Annotated in this window: 19 protein-coding genes; 12 read left to right on the top strand and 7 right to left on the bottom strand. The window is 63.9% G+C overall.

What is annotated here, in order from left to right:
• Window positions 1-160 precede the first annotated feature (160 nt).
• Window positions 161-1,180, bottom strand: coding sequence for a sulfate ABC transporter substrate-binding protein (locus RCH14_RS15985; RefSeq protein WP_343027086.1), 1,020 nt, complete (start codon window positions 1,178-1,180; stop codon window positions 161-163).
• A gap of 220 nt (window positions 1,181-1,400) precedes the next feature.
• Between RCH14_RS15985 and RCH14_RS15980 the strand changes: the two genes are divergently transcribed.
• From RCH14_RS15980 to RCH14_RS15960, 5 genes are all read left to right on the top strand, one after another.
• Window positions 1,401-1,925 (top strand): GNAT family N-acetyltransferase, encoded by a 525-nt coding sequence (locus RCH14_RS15980; protein WP_343027085.1) that lies wholly within the window; start codon window positions 1,401-1,403, stop codon window positions 1,923-1,925.
• Between the two features lie 99 nt (window positions 1,926-2,024).
• Window positions 2,025-2,642, top strand: coding sequence for a DUF882 domain-containing protein (locus RCH14_RS15975; RefSeq protein WP_343027084.1), 618 nt, complete (start codon window positions 2,025-2,027; stop codon window positions 2,640-2,642).
• Between the two features lie 143 nt (window positions 2,643-2,785).
• The gene (locus RCH14_RS15970) at window positions 2,786-3,076 is read left to right on the top strand and encodes a DUF378 domain-containing protein (RefSeq protein WP_343027083.1); all 291 of its coding nucleotides are present in this window, start codon (window positions 2,786-2,788) and stop codon (window positions 3,074-3,076) included.
• A gap of 6 nt (window positions 3,077-3,082) precedes the next feature.
• Entirely contained in the window at window positions 3,083-3,544 is a 462-nt protein-coding gene (locus RCH14_RS15965; protein ID WP_343027211.1) for a metallophosphoesterase family protein, read from the top strand.
• A gap of 89 nt (window positions 3,545-3,633) precedes the next feature.
• Complete coding sequence (locus RCH14_RS15960; RefSeq protein WP_343027082.1) at window positions 3,634-4,038, top strand: hypothetical protein; 405 nt, start codon at window positions 3,634-3,636, stop codon at window positions 4,036-4,038.
• Between the two features lie 6 nt (window positions 4,039-4,044).
• Here the strand turns inward: RCH14_RS15960 and RCH14_RS15955 are convergent, their stop codons facing one another.
• Window positions 4,045-5,016, bottom strand: a complete 972-nt coding sequence (locus tag RCH14_RS15955) for an SMP-30/gluconolactonase/LRE family protein (RefSeq protein ID WP_343027081.1) — start codon at window positions 5,014-5,016, stop codon at window positions 4,045-4,047.
• 127 nt (window positions 5,017-5,143) lie between these two features.
• Between RCH14_RS15955 and RCH14_RS15950 the strand changes: the two genes are divergently transcribed.
• Both RCH14_RS15950 and RCH14_RS15945 read left to right on the top strand, forming a co-directional pair.
• Window positions 5,144-6,253: a Gfo/Idh/MocA family oxidoreductase gene (locus RCH14_RS15950; RefSeq protein ID WP_343027080.1), complete on the top strand. Its 1,110-nt coding sequence runs from the start codon at window positions 5,144-5,146 to the stop codon at window positions 6,251-6,253.
• Window positions 6,254-6,433: 180 nt separating this feature from the next.
• A complete protein-coding gene (locus RCH14_RS15945) occupies window positions 6,434-7,159 on the top strand; it encodes a transporter substrate-binding domain-containing protein (RefSeq protein WP_343027079.1) in 726 nt (241 codons plus the stop codon).
• A 59-nt stretch (window positions 7,160-7,218) separates the two neighbouring features.
• Here RCH14_RS15945 and RCH14_RS15940 read toward each other — a convergent pair whose 3' ends face one another.
• Together RCH14_RS15940 and RCH14_RS15935 are read right to left on the bottom strand one after the other, a co-directional pair.
• Window positions 7,219-7,578 carry a hypothetical protein gene (locus RCH14_RS15940; protein ID WP_343027078.1) on the bottom strand — a complete coding sequence of 120 codons (360 nt, stop codon included), beginning with the start codon at window positions 7,576-7,578 and terminating at the stop codon, window positions 7,219-7,221.
• 132 nt (window positions 7,579-7,710) lie between these two features.
• The gene (locus RCH14_RS15935) at window positions 7,711-9,399 is read right to left on the bottom strand and encodes an electron transfer flavoprotein-ubiquinone oxidoreductase (RefSeq protein WP_343027077.1); all 1,689 of its coding nucleotides are present in this window, start codon (window positions 9,397-9,399) and stop codon (window positions 7,711-7,713) included.
• 182 nt (window positions 9,400-9,581) lie between these two features.
• On the opposite strand from RCH14_RS15935, the gene RCH14_RS15930 reads away from it, so the two are divergent.
• Genes RCH14_RS15930 through RCH14_RS15920 form a run of 3 tightly spaced genes read left to right on the top strand, consistent with a single transcriptional unit; the run spans window position 9,582 to window position 12,339 of the window.
• Complete coding sequence (locus RCH14_RS15930) at window positions 9,582-10,358, top strand: SDR family oxidoreductase (RefSeq protein ID WP_343027076.1); 777 nt, start codon at window positions 9,582-9,584, stop codon at window positions 10,356-10,358.
• Window positions 10,359-10,375: 17 nt separating this feature from the next.
• Window positions 10,376-10,807: an acyl-CoA thioesterase gene (locus RCH14_RS15925; protein ID WP_343027075.1), complete on the top strand. Its 432-nt coding sequence runs from the start codon at window positions 10,376-10,378 to the stop codon at window positions 10,805-10,807.
• Complete coding sequence (locus tag RCH14_RS15920; RefSeq protein ID WP_343027074.1) at window positions 10,804-12,339, top strand: aromatic amino acid ammonia-lyase; 1,536 nt, start codon at window positions 10,804-10,806, stop codon at window positions 12,337-12,339. Before RCH14_RS15925 ends, RCH14_RS15920 begins: the two co-directional genes overlap by 4 nt.
• 67 nt (window positions 12,340-12,406) lie before the next feature.
• On the opposite strand, the gene RCH14_RS15915 is transcribed toward RCH14_RS15920, so the two are convergent.
• Window positions 12,407-12,964, bottom strand: coding sequence for a PAS and helix-turn-helix domain-containing protein (locus tag RCH14_RS15915; RefSeq protein WP_343027210.1), 558 nt, complete (start codon window positions 12,962-12,964; stop codon window positions 12,407-12,409).
• Window positions 12,965-13,093: 129 nt separating this feature from the next.
• Here RCH14_RS15915 and RCH14_RS15910 point away from each other — a divergent pair, with 129 nt between their 5' ends.
• Window positions 13,094-13,807, top strand: a complete 714-nt coding sequence (locus tag RCH14_RS15910; protein WP_343027073.1) for a CoA transferase subunit A — start codon at window positions 13,094-13,096, stop codon at window positions 13,805-13,807.
• Between the two features lie 36 nt (window positions 13,808-13,843).
• On the top strand, window positions 13,844-14,503 hold the full coding sequence (locus RCH14_RS15905) for a 3-oxoacid CoA-transferase subunit B (RefSeq protein WP_343027072.1): 660 nt from the start codon (window positions 13,844-13,846) through the stop codon (window positions 14,501-14,503).
• 212 nt (window positions 14,504-14,715) lie between these two features.
• On the opposite strand, the gene RCH14_RS15900 is transcribed toward RCH14_RS15905, so the two are convergent.
• Both RCH14_RS15900 and RCH14_RS15895 read right to left on the bottom strand, forming a co-directional pair.
• Window positions 14,716-15,987 carry a M56 family metallopeptidase gene (locus RCH14_RS15900; protein WP_343027071.1) on the bottom strand — a complete coding sequence of 424 codons (1,272 nt, stop codon included), beginning with the start codon at window positions 15,985-15,987 and terminating at the stop codon, window positions 14,716-14,718.
• Window positions 15,984-16,370, bottom strand: coding sequence for a BlaI/MecI/CopY family transcriptional regulator (locus RCH14_RS15895; protein WP_343027070.1), 387 nt, complete (start codon window positions 16,368-16,370; stop codon window positions 15,984-15,986). The genes RCH14_RS15900 and RCH14_RS15895 overlap by 4 nt, the downstream gene beginning before the upstream one ends.
• Window positions 16,371-16,548 lie beyond the last annotated feature (178 nt).

The following is a 16,548-nucleotide window of genomic DNA, read 5'->3' as shown; positions in this document are numbered from 1 at the left end:
AGAAAATTACCCTGTGAATCCGAAATTTTCTATTGGAATAGGGTGATTTAGGTGCAGATAATTAATAGGACATGTCCAGTAGAAATGTCGAGTGACGCTGATCGTATGCACCAATGCAAACAGCCCTGCACTTGGCAGGGCTGTTGAAGGGTGGTGAGGATTACTTGGCCGTGTAGATCTTGTCGAACTCGCCGCCGTCGTCAAAGTGACGCTTTTGGGCTGCGCGCCAGCCGCCGAAGACTTCGTCGACGGTGAACAGGCTGATCGGCTTGTAGTTGGCCGCGTACTTCTTCATGACGGCGTCCGAGCGTACGCGCATGAAGTGCTTGGCGCCGATTTCCTGGCCTACCGGGGTGTACAGGAAGTTCAGGTAAGCCGTGGCCGGCTGGCGCAGCTTCTCGCGGTCGACGACCTTGTCGACGACGGCCACCGGCGACTCGGCCAGGATCGAGCTGGTCGGGTAGACGACTTCGAAGTCGTTGCCGAACTCCTTGCGCACCATGCTCACTTCGTTTTCGAACGTCACGAGCACGTCACCGATCTGGCGCTGGGTGAAGGTAGTGGTCGCTGCGCGGCCACCGCCGTCCAGGATCGGCACGTTCTTGAAGATTTTCGAGACCAGGTCGCGCGCAGCCGCCTCGTTGCCGCCTTTCTTGATCACGGAACCCCAGGCGCCCAGATAGGTGTAGCGACCGTTGCCGGCAGTTTTTGGATTGGGGATGATGACGGCCACGCCGGGGCGCGCCAGGTCTTGCCAGTCGCGTACCTGCTTCGGGTTGCCTTTGCGGACCAGGAACACCATCGTCGAGTAGTAAGGCGCGGCATTGTTCGGAAACTTCTTGGCCCAGTCTTTTGCCACCAGGCCGCGGTCGGCCAGCATGTCGATGTCATTGGCCTGGTTCATCGTGACGACCGACGCGCCCAGGCCATCGGCCACGGCGCGCGCCTGCTTGCTCGAGCCGCCGTGCGACTGCTTGACTTCGACCGTCTGGCCGGTCTGCTGCTTGTACGATGCGATGAACGCCGGGTTGATTTCTTTGTACAATTCACGGGCGACGTCGTACGACACGTTCAGCAGCTCTTGCCCGGCTGCGCTGGCATGCAGCGGCACGGCGCTGCCGGCAGCCAGGACCAGCGCCAGGATCGAGCGGCGGAGCGTGTTCGGAGGGGTAGTGCGCATAATGGGTCTCGCTTGCCTGAAGTTAGAGTAACAGCGTGCATATTCCCCCACGCCGCCGTTGAACGGAACAATAGTTTCGTCATATGGTTATGCCGATCATCCGATTGCCCCTGCCGCCAGCAGGGTCGTTGGCTTTCGGTGTATAGTCGAGCCCGTGTTAAGTCCGGGGCGCCACCTGTCGCCACCTCACGTTTTTGTACCGTATTTATGTTGATGATCGATGTCCACGCGTATTGAAATCCGCAAGGCGCTTCCCGCCGACGCCGCGCCAGCCTGCAATCTGCTGCGCCGCTCCATCGAGGAAGGCTGCCGTGCCGACCACCAGGGCCAGCCGGCGGTACTCGACGCCTGGCTCGGCAACAAGACGCCCGCCACCGTCGCGGCCTGGTTTGCGGCGCCCACCAATTTTGCCGTGGTCGCCGAGAGCGAAGGGCGGCTGGTCGGGTTGACGCTGCTGACCCCGGCCGGCAAGGTGGCGCTGTGCTACGTGCTGCCCGATGCGCTGCGCTGCGGCGTGGGCCGGGCGCTGCTGGCGGCAGTCGAAGAGCAGGCGCGCGCCTGGAACATCAGCAAGCTGCATCTGCACAGCCCCGCTGGCGCCAGTGCGTTCTTCGAGCGCCACGGCTACAGCAATGCGGGCAAGGAAAAATCCTGTTTCGGCCTCGATAGCGACCTGATGTGGAAGCGGCTCGATGGCGCCTGCGAAGGCAGCGCGCGCAAGCGGTTCTGCAACTGCAGCGACTGAGAGCAACCGGGCATAGCACCCGCACGCCGTACCGCGCGATCCATGACGAATACGCTATAGTACGGCCCATCGATATTCACGAGTCACACCAACGCATATATGGCTTCCCGCAGAGACTTCCTCCATCAGGGCGCGCGCCTTGCCGCCATCGGTGTCATCGGCGCGCCGCTGGCCGCTGTCGCAACCGAACTCCAACCGCCACCCGACCTGTTCGATTCGCAGGCACTCGACCTCGATTTCTGGGTCAAGCCGCGCACCTTGTCAGTCACGCGTCCGCAAAGCGGCGAGACGGCCAACGTGCTGTACTGGAAAGACGGCGAAGTCATCGAGTCGGCCTACCAGGAATTGTGCCATCTGCTGCGTGACGTCAACGGCAAGGCCTCCGCACCGATCGATCCGAAACTGTTCGAGATGCTGTGGAGTACCCAAGCCTTCATCGCCCGTTTCGGCATCATCAAGCCGCTCGAGATTTTGTCGGGCTACCGTTCGCCGGCCTCGAACGCGCGCCTGCGCGAACAGGGCATCCCGGCGGCGCGCCAGTCGCTGCACCTGGTCGGCAAGGCGGCCGATATCCGCATCGCCAACCTGAACGAAGAAGTGCTCGGCGGCCTGATCAAGAGCTTCCGCGGCGGCGGCGTTGGCTATTACTACCGGGGCGGTCCACGCGGCGGCTGGATTCACGCCGATACCGGCCTGGCGCGTACCTGGAAAGGCTGAGTTCGCGGCCGCACGCCACCGTCGCTGCGGCCGTCTGCCCGCGCGGCAACGGTGCGTGCATGTTGGCTAACCTGGGCTAGTATGGACAGCAAGTGCCGGGGCGCCGCCCCGGTGGTGCGCACGTCTTTTTCCAGGAGGCTCTGATGTCAACAATCAATACCCCAACCATGGACCGCCGTTCGATTCCCGATCGCCGCGTCACGGCGCGCACGCATGGCCGCCCGGCCATGTCCGCACTGGATTACATCGCGATGGTTCTGTTGATTATTGGTGGCCTGAACTGGGGCATGGTCGGCCTGTTCGACGTCGACATGGTCGGCGTGCTGTTCGAGCCGGGCTCCACGCTCACCCGCGTCGTGTACATGCTGGTCGGCCTGGCGGCGCTGTACTCGGTCGTTACGATGGCCAAGATGGCTGGCAGCAAGCGTTCGTAGGTGGTCATTCGCATTGGCCTGATCTCCGATACGCACGGCCTGCTGCGTCCGCAGGCGCTCGACTTCCTGCGGGGCAGCGATGCCTTGCTGCATGCCGGCGACATCGTCGATCCGGCCACGCTAGAGCGCCTGGCCGAACTAGCTCCGCTCACGAGCGTACGCGGCAATAACGATAGCGGCGCCTGGGCACGTGCTTTGCCCGAGGCCGTCACCGTCACGTTCGGCGGCGTGGCCGTCCACATGCTGCACGACCTGAACGAGCTTGCCATCGACCCGGTGGCAAGCGGCGTGCGCGTTGTCGTCACCGGTCACACGCACAAGCCAGCCTGCGTCGAGCGGGACGGTGTGTTGTACGTCAATCCGGGTGCGGCGGGGCGCCGCCGGTTTACGCTGCCCGTCTCGGTCGGCGAACTCATCATCGACGATGGGCATGCAAGCGTGCGGCTCGTGACGCTCGACATTCCATAATGTCAGCATGAACCGGGGGGAGCATGGAGGCGGCGCGCGGCGATGGAAATTGCCGTAAGATACGCCCCGTCCCCTTTTGCTTGCAGCACATGACCCTCCTGCCCGAACAACCACCCCGCTTCAAACCCCGTCCCTGGACCGCGCTCGAGACGCCGCAAGACGTCGAGCTCTGGATCGACGAGCACAACGCTGCCATGCAGGAACTGATCACGCCGCAGGAAACGGGCGTTGGCATCTGCTTCGCCATTGCCGAAGGCGGCCTCGTGCACATGCAGACCACGGCCGACGCCATCCTGCTCGACGTCGACAGCGACGCCGCCTGGATTGCCCCGTTGATCATGGCCGCCACCGGCGCCGAACAGCCGCGTGGCCAGATCTGGGTGCTGCCGGACGATAAGCTCGTCCAGCTGATCCTGGGCTTGTCGACGCTCGTGCAGAGCACGACGCTGGTCACGGGCCACAACTTCGGGCCCGGTTCGCGCCCCAGCTGGTAGGCCGCTTCAGTAGGGAAGCCCCGTCACGTCCAGCGGCAGTTGCCAGACGGCGCCCGCGCCCGTGATGTACAGCGTCTTGCCGTCGCGCCCGCCGAAGGCGACGTTGGTGACATTGGCGTCGACCCGGATCGTCGCCAGTTCCCGGCCCTGTGGCGAGAACACGCGCACGCGCTGGGGCGCATGTTCCGTGACATACAGGTTGCCGTGGCAGTCGAGCGTCATGCCGTCGCCATTCTCGATGCCCTTGATCAGGTCGCGCCCGGCCTGCGGCACGCCATTCTTGATCGGGTAGGCGCGCACCGCGCCATCGCTCGCGTTCACGTACAACATCTTGCCGTCGAGAGACAGGGCGATTCCGTTCGGATTCTTGCGCGAGCCATCGACCAGTGTGACCGCGCCATCCGTGGCCGCGCGATAGATACCGGTGACCGGCTGGCCGCCGGGCGCCGCGGCCTTCTGATAATCCGGATCGGTGAAGTAGATCGTGCCATCGGCTGCGATGGCGATATCGTTCGGTGAATTGAAAACCTGCCCCTGGAATTGTGAAGCGACCGTCGTGCGCTTGCCATCGGTCAGGTCGTAGCGCGACAGCGCCTTGTACTTGTGGGTGGCCGCGACCAGTGCGCCTTTGGCGTCGAGCGCCAGGCCATTGCTGCCCGCATCCTCGATGGCCGTGGTGACGTCACCGCCTGGCGTGTACCTGCGCACGCGTGACGGGAAGCCCTGGCTGAAGCTGAAGTCCGAAAAATACAGTGCGCCGTTCATCCATACCGCGCCTTCGTACAGGCCCGGCTCGCTGCGCGATGGCGTGATCGCAGCGATGCGCTCGGCTTTCAGTTCGCCCGACGGGGCCTTGCCGCTGCAAGTGGCGGCCGGGGCGGCCGATGCTGCAGCCGACAGGATGGCGGCGACGCTGGCAGCCAGCACAAGACGGACGAGCGGAAAGCGACGGGTAGCACGACGGGGGGACAAGGACATGGGCAACTCCTGGCAAGGTGAACTGGGCGTGAAGGCGGTGATACCGCTATCATTTCAAATGAATCAATTGTATCCTTCTCTCCACAAGACGATAACATTCCCGCAACCCCAATTGGAGGAGACAAGCATGATCGATTTACCTCGGCGCAGCCTGGTCATGGCTGCAGGTGGCGTCCTGGCGGCAAGCGCAATGGGTCCGGGCTGGGCCAGCAACGGTCGCAAGCTCGGCTACGCGATCGTGGGCCTGGGTGGTTATGGCCTGGGCCGCATCATCCCGCAGTTCCAGAACTGCCAGCACAGCCGCCTGGTGGCGCTGGTCAGCGGCGACGCTGCCAAGGCGAAGAAGGTCGCGCAGGAATATGGCGTACCCGACAGCGGCATCTACGCGTACAACGATTTCGACCGCATCCGTGACAACCCGGACATCGACATCGTGTATATCTGCCTGCCCGTGTTCATGCACGCCGAGTACACGATCCGCGCCGCGCAGGCCGGCAAGCATGTCATGTGCGAAAAGCCGATGGCTGTCAGCCCGGCCGAGTGCGAACAGATGATCGTCGCCTGTCGCAAGGCCGGCAAGAAGCTGATGATCGGCTACCGCTCGCGCTTCGAGCCGCACAATGTCGAGGCCATCAGGCTGGCACGCGCCGGCGCGATTGGCTCGATCCGTTACTTCCGTTCGGAGCACGGTTTCGTTGCGGGCGACGCGAACACCTGGCGCATGAAGAAGGCGCAGTCGGGCGGCGGCTCGCTGATGGACATCGGCATCTATGCGCTGCAGGCGGCGCGCTACATGACCGGCGAAGAGCCGCTGGCCGTGTTCGCCAAAGAAACCACCAACCGCAACGACCCGCGTTTCCGTGAAGTCGAAGACATGATCGATTTCCAGCTCGAGTTCCCGTCCGGCGCGATCGGCTCGTGCATGTCGATGTACAGCGCGAACCGCAACCAGTTCGTGCTGATGGGCGAGAAAGGCCGGATCGAACTGGAGCCGGCCACTGCCTACAGCGGCCAGCGCATGTGGGTGGGCCAGGAACGCAGCGACAAGACCGAGGTCAAGCCGCCACCCGGGCCATACGCGAATCAGTGGGTTGGCCAGCTCGACCACATGGCGCAGTGCGTGATGCAGAACCGCGAGCCGCTCGTGCCTGGCGAAGAAGGCCTGCGCGATATTCGCATCATCGAGGCTGTGTACCGCTCGGCGCGCGAACAGAAGCGGATCGTCGTGCGATCCTGATCCTGGGCCATTCTGCTGCTTTTTCAGTTATAACAGGTGTTTGACCGCGCGGGGAGCAAGAGGATGGCCGAATGGATCGCGAACGCAGGACGGCGCCGGGCGCTGGGGCAGTTGCTGGGGCGATGGCTGGCGCTGCCAGCGTCAGCCGCGCTATGCACGTCATGGGCGAGTGCCGCGGGCTTGGCTGACCAGGCAGACGCACCCGGCACGCGGGGTACACTGCGCATCGCACTCGAGGGCACCTATCCGCCGTTCAATTTCACAGACCCGGTAAGCGGGCAATTGACCGGCTACGATGTCGACGTGGCGCGAACGGTCGCCACGCGCATGGGCCTCGAGCCCCAATTCGTGCCGACCGAATGGAGCGAAATCCTGACAACGCTGCGCGCGGGCAGGGTGGATGTCGCCATCAGCCAGGTCATCATCACGCCGCAGCGCGCGAATGCATTCGATTTTTCAGCACCATACTGCTATTCGCAGTCCCAGCTCATCGTGCGCGAGAACGAGCGCGCAACCTACCGCACGCTTGCCGATCTCAAGGGCCGCAAGCTGGGCGTGCACCAGAACAGCGTGTTCGAGGCGCAGGCCAGGGCGGTCCCGGGCATCGAGATCAAGCGCTATCCGGCCGTCCCCGAAAAGTTGCAGGACCTGGCCTTTGGCCGGATCGACGCCTTGCTCGACGATAGCCTCCTGATCGGTTACCTGATCAATCAGACGCAGCTGCCGCTCAAGGCTGGCGCCCGCATCGGCCCGCCCTTGCGCGTGGGCATTGCCATGCGCAAGGGCCGTTCAGGGTTCAAGCTGGCGATCGACAAGGCACTGCGCGAGGCGCGCGCGGATGGCACGCTGCGCGCGCTGTCGCTCAAGTGGTTCGGTCACGACGCCAGCAGCATGGCACGGTCGTGACGGCCGTAAAAAAGCGCGGCCCAGTGAAGGTGCCGCGCTTTTGCGTGGACAGTGCCACGTCAGCGTTGCTTGTCCTGCTTGCCGTCCCAGCCGCTCTGCTGGTCCATCTGCCGGGACTCGCTGCCCGGCGAACCCTGGTCGCGGCTGGCGCGGTCGGCGTTCAGGTCATCCAGCGCCGGGGTGCCGCCTGATGCATGCTGGCCACCGTGTTGCTGGTTCTGGTGTTGGCCACCGGTGCCTTGCTGGCCGCGGGTGTCGTGCTGCTTGCCCTCTTGCGTGCGGCCACCTTGCTGGCCGGTCGAGTGCTTGTCGCCAGCAATATCCTGCTTGTCGCTTTGCAGATTGCCGCTTTGCAGATTGCTGTTTTGCCCCATAGCGGGGTCCCGCTGCTTGCCTTTGTTGTCTGTGGAATCATTCATCGCTGTCTCCTGCCACTGGTGTGGGAGCAACCGATGCTACGCCGTTCGCGTCAGCCGCCAATCAGCAGATTGGCGGCGTTGTTGCAGGATGATTCCTACAAAGTCAGCAGTAAAAGCGGAAGGAACGGGCAATCACATGTTCGGATAATTCGGGCCGCCGCCGCCCTCCGGCGTCACCCAGACGATGTTCTGGGTCGGGTCCTTGATATCGCAGGTCTTGCAGTGCACGCAGTTCTGGGCGTTGATCTGCAGGCGATCTCCGCCATCTTCGCGCTTGACGTACTCGTATACCCCGGCCGGACAGTAACGCTGTTCGGGCCCGGCATACTTGGCCAGGTTGACATCGACCGGAACGCTCGCGTTCTTCAGCGTCAGGTGGATCGGTTCGTCTTCGCGGTGGTTGGTGTTCGAGATGAACACCGACGACAGCTTGTCGAAGGTCAGCTTGCCATCCGGCTTCGGATAGACGATCGGCTTGAAGTGCGAGGCGGGCTTGAGGCACTCGTGGTCGGCATGCTTGTGGTGCAGCGTCCATGGCGCCTTGCCACGGAACACGATCTGGTCGATGCCCGTCATGATCGTGCCCAGCACCAGGCCCTTGCTCATCCACGGCTTGAAGTTGCGCGCCACATGCAGCTCTTCGTGCAGCCAGGATTGTTCGAACGCCGCCGGGAAGCTCGTCAGCTCGTCGCCCGTGCGGCCTTCGCCCAGCGCGGCAAACGCCGCCTCGGCCGCCAGCATGCCGGTCTTGATCGCGGCGTGGCTGCCCTTGATGCGGCTGGTGTTCAGGAAGCCCGCATCGCAGCCGATCAGCGCGCCGCCCGGGAACACGGTCTTGGGCAAGGATTGCAGGCCACCGGCGGTAATCGAACGCGCGCCATACGAAATGCGCTTGCCGCCTTCGAAGAAGCCGCGGATGGCCGGGTGCGTTTTATAGCGCTGGAATTCTTCGTACGGCGACAGGTACGGATTCTGGTACGACAGGCCGACCACATAGCCGACCGCGACCTGGTTGTTTTCCAGGTGGTACAGGAACGAGCCGCCGTAGGTGTCGTTCGGCAGCGGCCAGCCGGCCGTGTGGATCACCAGGCCCGGCTGGTGCTTGGCCGGATCGATTTCCCACAGCTCTTTGATGCCGATGCCGTAGGTCTGCGGATCCTTGCCCTTGTTCAGTTCGTACTTGGCCATCAGCTGGCGGCCCAGGTGGCCGCGCGAGCCTTCGGCAAAGAACGTGTATTTCGCATGCAGCTCCATGCCGAGCTGGAATTCCGGGCCGGGCTCGCCAACGCCATCGGGAGTGCGGTGCATGCCCATATTGCCGGTGGCAACGCCCTTGACCGAGCCGTCTTCGTGGTACAGGATTTCGGCTGCCGGAAAGCCCGGGAAGATTTCCACGCCCAGCGCTTCGGCTTGCTGGCCCAGCCAGCGCACCACATTGGCCAGCGAAATGACGTAGTTGCCGTGATTGGCCAGCGCCGGCGGAATGGCAAACGCCGGCGTGGCGAACGATTTCGTTTCAGTCAGGAACAGGACGCGGTCTTCGGTCACGGCGGTATTGAGCGGCGCACCTCGTTCTTTCCAATCGGGGAAGAGCTCGTCCATCGCGCGTGGGTCCATCACGGCGCCGGACAGGATGTGCGCGCCCAGCTCGCCGCCTTTTTCCAGCACGCAGACCGTGACTTCCTGGCCTTTATCAAGGGCCAGTTGTTTCAGGCGAATCGCCGCCGACAGGCCGGCCGGGCCGCCGCCGACGACCACGACGTCGTATTCCATCGCTTCGCGCGGGCCGTATTGTTCGAGAAGGTTTGTTGTCTCAGTCATGGTGTTTTTGGGATAGGGAGGACGGGAATCAGAAAATAGCACGAGTGTGCGGGTTTTTGCTGTTCATTGCAATATCGCGGCCATTGTAAAGGCATTATTAGAAGGGACAATCGAATACCCTGCATTTGTGGGATCATGGTGCTTTCGCAACTCGTGATCGTACTTACATCGGGGAGTCGGACGTGGGCATTGAAGTCAATTTTGAAGGAAAGATCGCCATGGTCACTGGCGCATCGAGTGGGCTCGGCGCCCGTTTCGCCAAGGCCCTGGCCGGCGCCGGTGCCCAGGTCGTGCTGGCCTCGCGCCGGGTCGAGCGCCTGAAAGAGCTGCGCGCCGAGATCGAAGCCGACGGCGGCGCCGCGCACGTGGTGCGGCTCGACGTCACCGATCTTGGCAGCATCAAGGCGGCGATCGCCCATGCCGAGACCGAGGCGGGGCCGATCGATATCCTGATCAATAACTCGTCGGTGTCCGCGACCCAGCGGCTGATCGACGTGGGCGAGGATGACTACAACTACATCATGGACACCAATTTGCGCGGCGCGTTCTTCGTGGCCCAGCAAACCGCCAAGCGCATGATCGCGCGTGCCAAGGGCGATCCGCGCAAGCAGCATCGCATCGTCAATATCGCCTCGGTAGCCGGCCTGCGGGTGCTGCCGCAGATCGGCGTGTACTGCATGAGCAAAGCCGGTGTGGTGCAGATGACCAAGGCGATGGCGGTCGAGTGGGGCAAGTACGGCATCAACGTCAACGCCATTTGCCCAGGCTATATCGCCACCGATGCGAACGAAGATTATTTCGAGACCGAGCAGGGCCGCAAACTTGTCGAGATGTTGCCGCGCAAGCGCGCCGGCCGGCCCGAAGACCTCGATGGCCTGCTGCTGCTGCTGGCCGCCGAAGAAGCCCACTTCATCAACGGCGCCATCATCACGGCCGACGACGGCATGATGGCCCACTAAACGCCAGGAACCACAGAATGAGTAGTGAGACTACCGCACCGATGCTGGTGCACACGATGCGCATGCCGATCCGCTGGGGCGACATGGACGCCATGGGGCACGTCAACAATACCAATTACTTCCGTTACATCGAGTCGGCCCGCATTGCCTGGCTCGAGCAGGTCGGCGGCTTGCCCGATTCGCGGGGCGAAGGCCCCGTCATTGTCAACGCGTCGATGAACTTCCTCAAGCAGCTGACCTATCCGGGCGAGATCGAGGTGCGTACCTTCGTGGCGCCGCCGGGGCGCTCGAGCGTCGAGGTGTCACACGAGATCCGTTTGCTGGATGCGAACGGCGCTCCGGGCGAGCTGCACGCGAACGGGATGGCCAAGGTGGTGTGGGTCGACTTTACTGCGGGCAAGTCGGCCCCGTTGCCGGCTGCGCTGCGCAGCGTGCTGCCGACCGAGTGAACGCCGTGGTTTGTTTCGACCGCAACCGCCTCGCGCTGGAAGACGTTGTCGCCATTGCACGCGGCGCGGCGCGGCCAGTGCTCTCGCCGGACCCGGCCTTTCGCGCCTTCATCATGCGCGGCGCCGACTTTCTCGACCGGCTGCTGCTTGAAGACGGCGCCATCTATGGCGTCACCACCGGCTACGGCGATTCATGCACGGTGCGCGTACCGCTGGCGCTCGTGACGGAACTGCCGCGCCACCTGTACACCTACCATGGCTGCGGCCTGGGCAGCTTTTTCGACCCCACCGAGACGCGCGCCGTCATGGCCGCGCGCCTTGCGTCGCTGGCAAAAGGGTTCTCGGGCGTCAGCATCGACCTGCTCGAGCAGATCGTGCGTTTGTTCGACGCTGACCTGTTGCCCCTGATCCCGAGCGAAGGCTCGGTTGGCGCCAGCGGCGATCTCACGCCGCTGTCCTACTTGGCGGCGGTGCTGTGCGGCGAGCGCGAAGTGCTGCGTGCCGGCGTGCAGATGCCGGCTGCCGACGCGCTGCTCGAGGCCGGCATTGCGCCGCTGCGCCTGCGGCCGAAAGAAGGCCTGGCGATCATGAATGGCACCGCTGTCATGACGGGCCTGGCCTGTCTGGCCTGGGACCGCGCCGCCTACCTGACGCGCCTGGCCACGCGCATCACGGCGATGGCCTCGTTCGCGCTGGATGGCAACGACCATCACTTCGACGCAACGCTGTTCTCGGTCAAGCCGCATGCCGGGATGCAGGACGTGGCCGCCTGGCTGCGCGCCGACCTGGCCTATGCCGGCCAGCATGAGCGCAACGGCGAGCGCCTGCAAGACCGCTATTCGATCCGCTGCGCGCCGCACGTGATTGGCGTGCTGGCCGACGCGTTACCGTTCTTCCGTACCACCATCGAGAACGAACTCAATAGCGCCAATGACAATCCGATCATCGACGCCGAGGGCGAGCGCGTGCTGCATGGCGGGCACTTCTACGGCGGGCATATCGCGTTCGCGATGGACAGCATGAAAAATGCCGTTGCCAACCTGGCCGACCTGCTCGACCGCCAACTGGCGCTGCTGGTCGACCCGCGCTACAACGCCGGGCTGCCCGCCAACCTGTCGGGCATGCAGGGCGAGCGCGCCGTGATCAACCACGGCCTCAAGGCACTGCAGATCAGCACCTCGGCCTGGACCGCCGAAGCACTGAAACTGACGATGCCGGCGTCGGTCTTTTCGCGCTCGACCGAGTGCCATAACCAGGACAAGGTCAGCATGGGCACGATCGCCGCGCGCGATTGCCTGCGCGTGCTGGAACTGACCGAGCAGGTGGCCGCGGCGCTGCTGATCGCGGTGCGCCAGGGCGTGTGGCTGCGCTGCCGGCAGCGCCCCGCGCGCGCACTGCCGGCGCCGCTGGCGCAGATGCTCGAACAATTGGGTCAGGACATTGCGCCGGTGATTGAAGACCGCCGGCTTGATGGTGATCTGCGTCTGCTGCTTGAACGCATGCGCGCACAGCACTGGACGCTGTACCGCTGATCGGCGGGGCGAGCCGTGTCGCCCTGCGACGGCACGCTGGCCTCAAGCGACGGTGGCAGGGGACCGGTCAGCCCGCACCCACCAGCTTGTGCACCAGTTCCACCGACGTCGATGCCGCAAACTTGCGCATCAGGCTGGCCCGGTGCATTTCGACCGTGCGGGGACTCAGGTCGGTCTCGCGCGCGATGATCTTGCTGGTCTTGCCCTCGACCAGCAGCGCGGCGATTTCGCGCTCGCGCGGTGTCAAATGCGCCGTCACGGGACGCTTTTCGCTGACATCCTCGAAGATCCAGACGCCGGCGCCGAGGGGCTCGAGCGGCGACAGCGCACGGCCCGTCACGTGGCACCAGAACAGCTCGCCACTCGCGCGGCGCATGATGCGCTCGTCCGAGTAGCGCCCCTTCGCATTCATGATGGGAATGATACGGTCGCCCGTGCGCAAGAATTCGTCCATCGTCGGATACAGCACCGAGAAAGACGAGCCGGTCAGGTGGCCGGCCCCATAGCCGAACATCGTCGCCAGCGCGCCATTGCAGGCCTGGATCACGCGGTCGCGCGAGATGCACATGCCCACTGGCGCGTGCTGGAAAATCATCTCGTAGTCAATCGTGTGCGGCAGGTTCATGTGAGGCGGGTCAGGGCGGTGTTCATTGGCGTACATGTGGCGGGGCATGGCGGTAGTTCTACGGTATTGTGCATGGGCTGTCGGTATTCTATGCTGAGACGGGTTCTCAAACTTATAAAAGGGACAGGTATGAATAAAGTGTATCCAGACGCGCGCTCGGCACTTGACGGTGTCGTGCAGGACGGCCAGACCATTGCCGTGGGCGGGTTTGGTCTGTGCGGTATTCCGGAAGCCCTGATCGCGGCATTGCGCGATTCGGGCGTCAAGCAACTTACCGCCATCTCCAACAACGCGGGCGTCGACGGCTTCGGCCTGGGCCAGTTGCTCGAGACACGCCAGATCAAGAAAATGATTGCGTCGTACGTCGGCGAAAACAAGGAGTTCGCGCGCCAGTTCCTGGCCGGCGAACTCGAACTCGAATTCACGCCGCAAGGCACGCTGGCCGAAAAGCTGCGCGCCGGTGGTGCCGGCATCCCGGCCTTCTTCACCAAGACGGGCTTCGGCACCATCGTTGCCGAGGGCAAGGAAACGCGCGAATTCAATGGCGAGCATTATGTGATGGAGCATGCGCTGTTCCCCGATGTGTCGCTGGTCAAGGCGTATATGGCCGACCGCTCGGGCAATCTCGTGTTTCGCAAGACGGCCCGCAACTTCAATCCCAACGTGGCCACGGCCGGCAAGATCTGCATCGTCGAAGTCGAGAAGCTGGTCGAGACCGGCGAGATCGATCCCGACCACGTGCACACGCCGGGCATCTTCGTGCACCGCATCGTCCACAACCCGTCGCCCGAGAAACGCATCGAGCAGCGTACCGTGCGCACCGCAAGCAACGTGAGCAACTGAGCGCAATCACCCGACGACAGAAACGGAGACAACAACATGGCATGGACTCGTGATGAAATGGCCGCGCGCGCGGCGCTGGAGCTGGAAGACGGCTTTTACGTGAACCTGGGCATTGGCTTGCCGACCCTGGTAGCAAACTATGTACCGAAGGATATCGAGGTCTCGCTGCAGTCCGAAAACGGCCTGCTCGGCATTGGCCCGTTCCCGACGGACGATGCGGTCGATGCCGACCTGATCAACGCCGGCAAGCAGACCGTGACGGCGCTGCCGGGTTCGGCGTACTTCAGCTCTGCCGATTCGTTCGGCATGATCCGCGGCGGCAAGATCAACCTGGCGATCCTGGGCGCAATGCAGGTCTCGGAAGAGGGTGATCTGGCGAACTGGATGATTCCGGGGAAAATGGTCAAGGGCATGGGCGGTGCGATGGACCTGGTGGCCGGCGTTAAGCGGGTGGTCGTGGTGATGGAGCATGTCGCCACCGCCAAGGATGGCACCACCAGCCACAAGCTGCTGAAAAAGTGCGATCTGCCGTTGACGGGCGTTGGCGTGGTCGACCGCATCATCACCGACCTGGGCGTGCTTGATGTGACGGCCACCGGCTTGAAGCTGACCCAGCTGGCGCCCGGCGTGAGTGTGGACGAGATCGTCGCAGCGACCGGTTGCGAACTGGATGTGTCGTCTGTCCAGCAGGCATAGCCGTCGCTGGCGGGGACGCTGGCATTCCGGCGAATGCCGTCGCTGAACGTAGGGTGGGCGGCTGTGCCGCCCACGCGTTCAAGCGGCGTTTGCGGCGTTTGCGGCGTTTGCGGCGCGGCGACGTACGTTGAACGCGTGGACGGGAAACCCGTCCACCCTACGATATTGCAATGCCGCACCGACCGGCATGATTGACATCCCTGCGCGTGCAATCAGCTCGCGACCCACACGTACTGCACTTCGGCCCACTGTTCCTTCGGCGCGCCATTTACCGTGCCGGGCTGGAAGCTGCATTTGGCGAGGGCGGCGCGTGCTGCCTCGTCGAGCGACCCATTGCCGCTGGTCTTGCGCACCAAGGATTCGCGCACCTTGCCATCGGCGCTGACCAGCATCGCGAGTGTCACGGTGCCTTCGACCTTGGCCGCCAGCGCATCGGCCGGGTACACGGGCCTTGCGCACGAATTGAACTTCGCGACCGGCACCGTCGTGTCGTTGTCGGGCATCGCGGCAAACGGGTTGACCGGCGCCGTGCTCGTGCAGCCGGCCAGGGCCGCCAGAGCCAGGCCGAGCACTGGCAGCGCGGCTTTCCAGTTCAGTGCCTGCGTGTCGGGACGAACGAGTTGTTTGATGCGTTGCATGAGATTGCCTCCATTGGCCGCCTGGGCCAGATGCTGGGTTGAAAACTGGAATCGTTCCAGTTCGGATAGCGCAAGAGCCAGGCGCCGCGGTTCGCCCAGTTGTCTTGCTGCGACGGTGTCGGCAACCAGTTCCCGTTCGGCGCGGATGCGTCCCGAGATCCACCAGATTGCCGGGTGATAAAACAGCAGCGCCTCGACCACGTTCTGCAGCAGGTTGACGAGGTAGTCATGACGCCGGATATGGGCCAGTTCGTGCGCCAGCAGCGCTTCGAGCAAGTGAGGCGGCATGCCGGACACGAGCGAAGCTGGCACCAGTACCACCGGCCGCCACCAGCCGAAGGTGACGGGGCTTGCCAGTCCCGCAACAATGCGCAGTCGCACCAATCGCGCAATGCCGGCGGCCTGCGCCATCCGGTCGAGTCGAGCTTGCCAGACAGGCTCACTGGCCTCGAGCGCCGCAGTGCGGTGCAGCCACAGCAATCCCGCGATCATCCGCAATGCGAGCACGACGGCGCACACGCCCCACGTGCCGACAATCCAGCCCAGGCTGCGTTCGAAGAAGGCGCGCCAGCTCTCATCGAGCGGACTGGCAATGAACCCGCTGGCAAAGGTTGCCATCGGCTGGGCCGCCAGATCCTGCGTGCCGACCAGGCGCGCCACCAGTTCGGCGGCGGGCCAGAGCAGGCACAGCAACAGGCCGGCGCAGGCGAGCGCATACCGGTGCTCGGCGCGCGCGTTGCGCAGCAGGCTCATGGCCAAGGCCACAGCGCAGCCGATCAGCGCGCCTTGCCAGATGAATTCGACGAGTGTCCAGCCGATGCTGGCGACGAGGTGGGCGGCGGTCATTGGCCGTCCCCATCCTTCAGCAGTTGTTCGATCTCGGCCCGTTCCTTTTTCGAGATGCCGCTCTTGAGCGCCGCCAGCACCAGCGCCTTGGCCGAGCCGGCAAACGCCCGCTGCATCAGGTCGTTGAGCAGATTGCCCTGCAGCGCATCGCGCGCGTGGACCGGGCTGTAGACGTGCGAGCGTTCGCTTTCGTCCCGCGCCAGCAAACCTTTGGCGTGCATGACCTGCATCAGCCGCAGTACCGTCGCGTAGGTCACATCGGGGCGTTGCGGCAGCATTGCCTCGTGCACCTGCTTGGCGGTGGCGGCGCCCAGCGGCCACAGCACCTGTAGCAAGTCGAGCTCGGCGGGCGTGGGCTTGGGCGCGTCAGGGGAGTGGGGCATGACATCCTCGGGTAGGCAAGATGATGGTAGATTATCTTGTCTAGATCGAGTTGTCTACGAAGATTTTCTTGGTCGCGCCGCAAGCAGCGTCGTCCATGGGCGATGCTGCGCCCCAAAAAAAGGCGCAGTCAACGTTAAATAGAGCTGAGCTTTGAACTGATGAGCGGCCCCACGGTCC

It is taken from the genome of Massilia sp. MP_M2, assembly GCF_039123635.1.
In the GTDB taxonomy this organism is placed as follows: domain Bacteria; phylum Pseudomonadota; class Gammaproteobacteria; order Burkholderiales; family Burkholderiaceae_D; genus Telluria.
The sequence above is the reverse complement of the archived record's forward strand: the minus strand, read 5'-3'. Positions and strand labels throughout refer to the sequence as shown.

Coding starts and splice junctions, on each gene's coding strand:
- RCH14_RS15985 (WP_343027086.1), bottom strand. CDS start 1,180: ATGCGCACTACCCCTCCGAACACGCTCCGCCGCTCGATCCTGGCGCTG.
- RCH14_RS15980 (WP_343027085.1), top strand. CDS start 1,401: ATGTCCACGCGTATTGAAATCCGCAAGGCGCTTCCCGCCGACGCCGCG.
- RCH14_RS15975 (WP_343027084.1), top strand. CDS start 2,025: ATGGCTTCCCGCAGAGACTTCCTCCATCAGGGCGCGCGCCTTGCCGCC.
- RCH14_RS15970 (WP_343027083.1), top strand. CDS start 2,786: ATGTCAACAATCAATACCCCAACCATGGACCGCCGTTCGATTCCCGAT.
- RCH14_RS15960 (WP_343027082.1), top strand. CDS start 3,634: ATGACCCTCCTGCCCGAACAACCACCCCGCTTCAAACCCCGTCCCTGG.
- RCH14_RS15955 (WP_343027081.1), bottom strand. CDS start 5,016: ATGTCCTTGTCCCCCCGTCGTGCTACCCGTCGCTTTCCGCTCGTCCGT.
- RCH14_RS15950 (WP_343027080.1), top strand. CDS start 5,144: ATGATCGATTTACCTCGGCGCAGCCTGGTCATGGCTGCAGGTGGCGTC.
- RCH14_RS15940 (WP_343027078.1), bottom strand. CDS start 7,578: ATGAATGATTCCACAGACAACAAAGGCAAGCAGCGGGACCCCGCTATG.
- RCH14_RS15935 (WP_343027077.1), bottom strand. CDS start 9,399: ATGACTGAGACAACAAACCTTCTCGAACAATACGGCCCGCGCGAAGCG.
- RCH14_RS15925 (WP_343027075.1), top strand. CDS start 10,376: ATGAGTAGTGAGACTACCGCACCGATGCTGGTGCACACGATGCGCATG.
- RCH14_RS15915 (WP_343027210.1), bottom strand. CDS start 12,964: ATGAACCTGCCGCACACGATTGACTACGAGATGATTTTCCAGCACGCG.
- RCH14_RS15910 (WP_343027073.1), top strand. CDS start 13,094: ATGAATAAAGTGTATCCAGACGCGCGCTCGGCACTTGACGGTGTCGTG.
- RCH14_RS15905 (WP_343027072.1), top strand. CDS start 13,844: ATGGCATGGACTCGTGATGAAATGGCCGCGCGCGCGGCGCTGGAGCTG.
- RCH14_RS15900 (WP_343027071.1), bottom strand. CDS start 15,987: ATGACCGCCGCCCACCTCGTCGCCAGCATCGGCTGGACACTCGTCGAA.
- RCH14_RS15895 (WP_343027070.1), bottom strand. CDS start 16,370: ATGCCCCACTCCCCTGACGCGCCCAAGCCCACGCCCGCCGAGCTCGAC.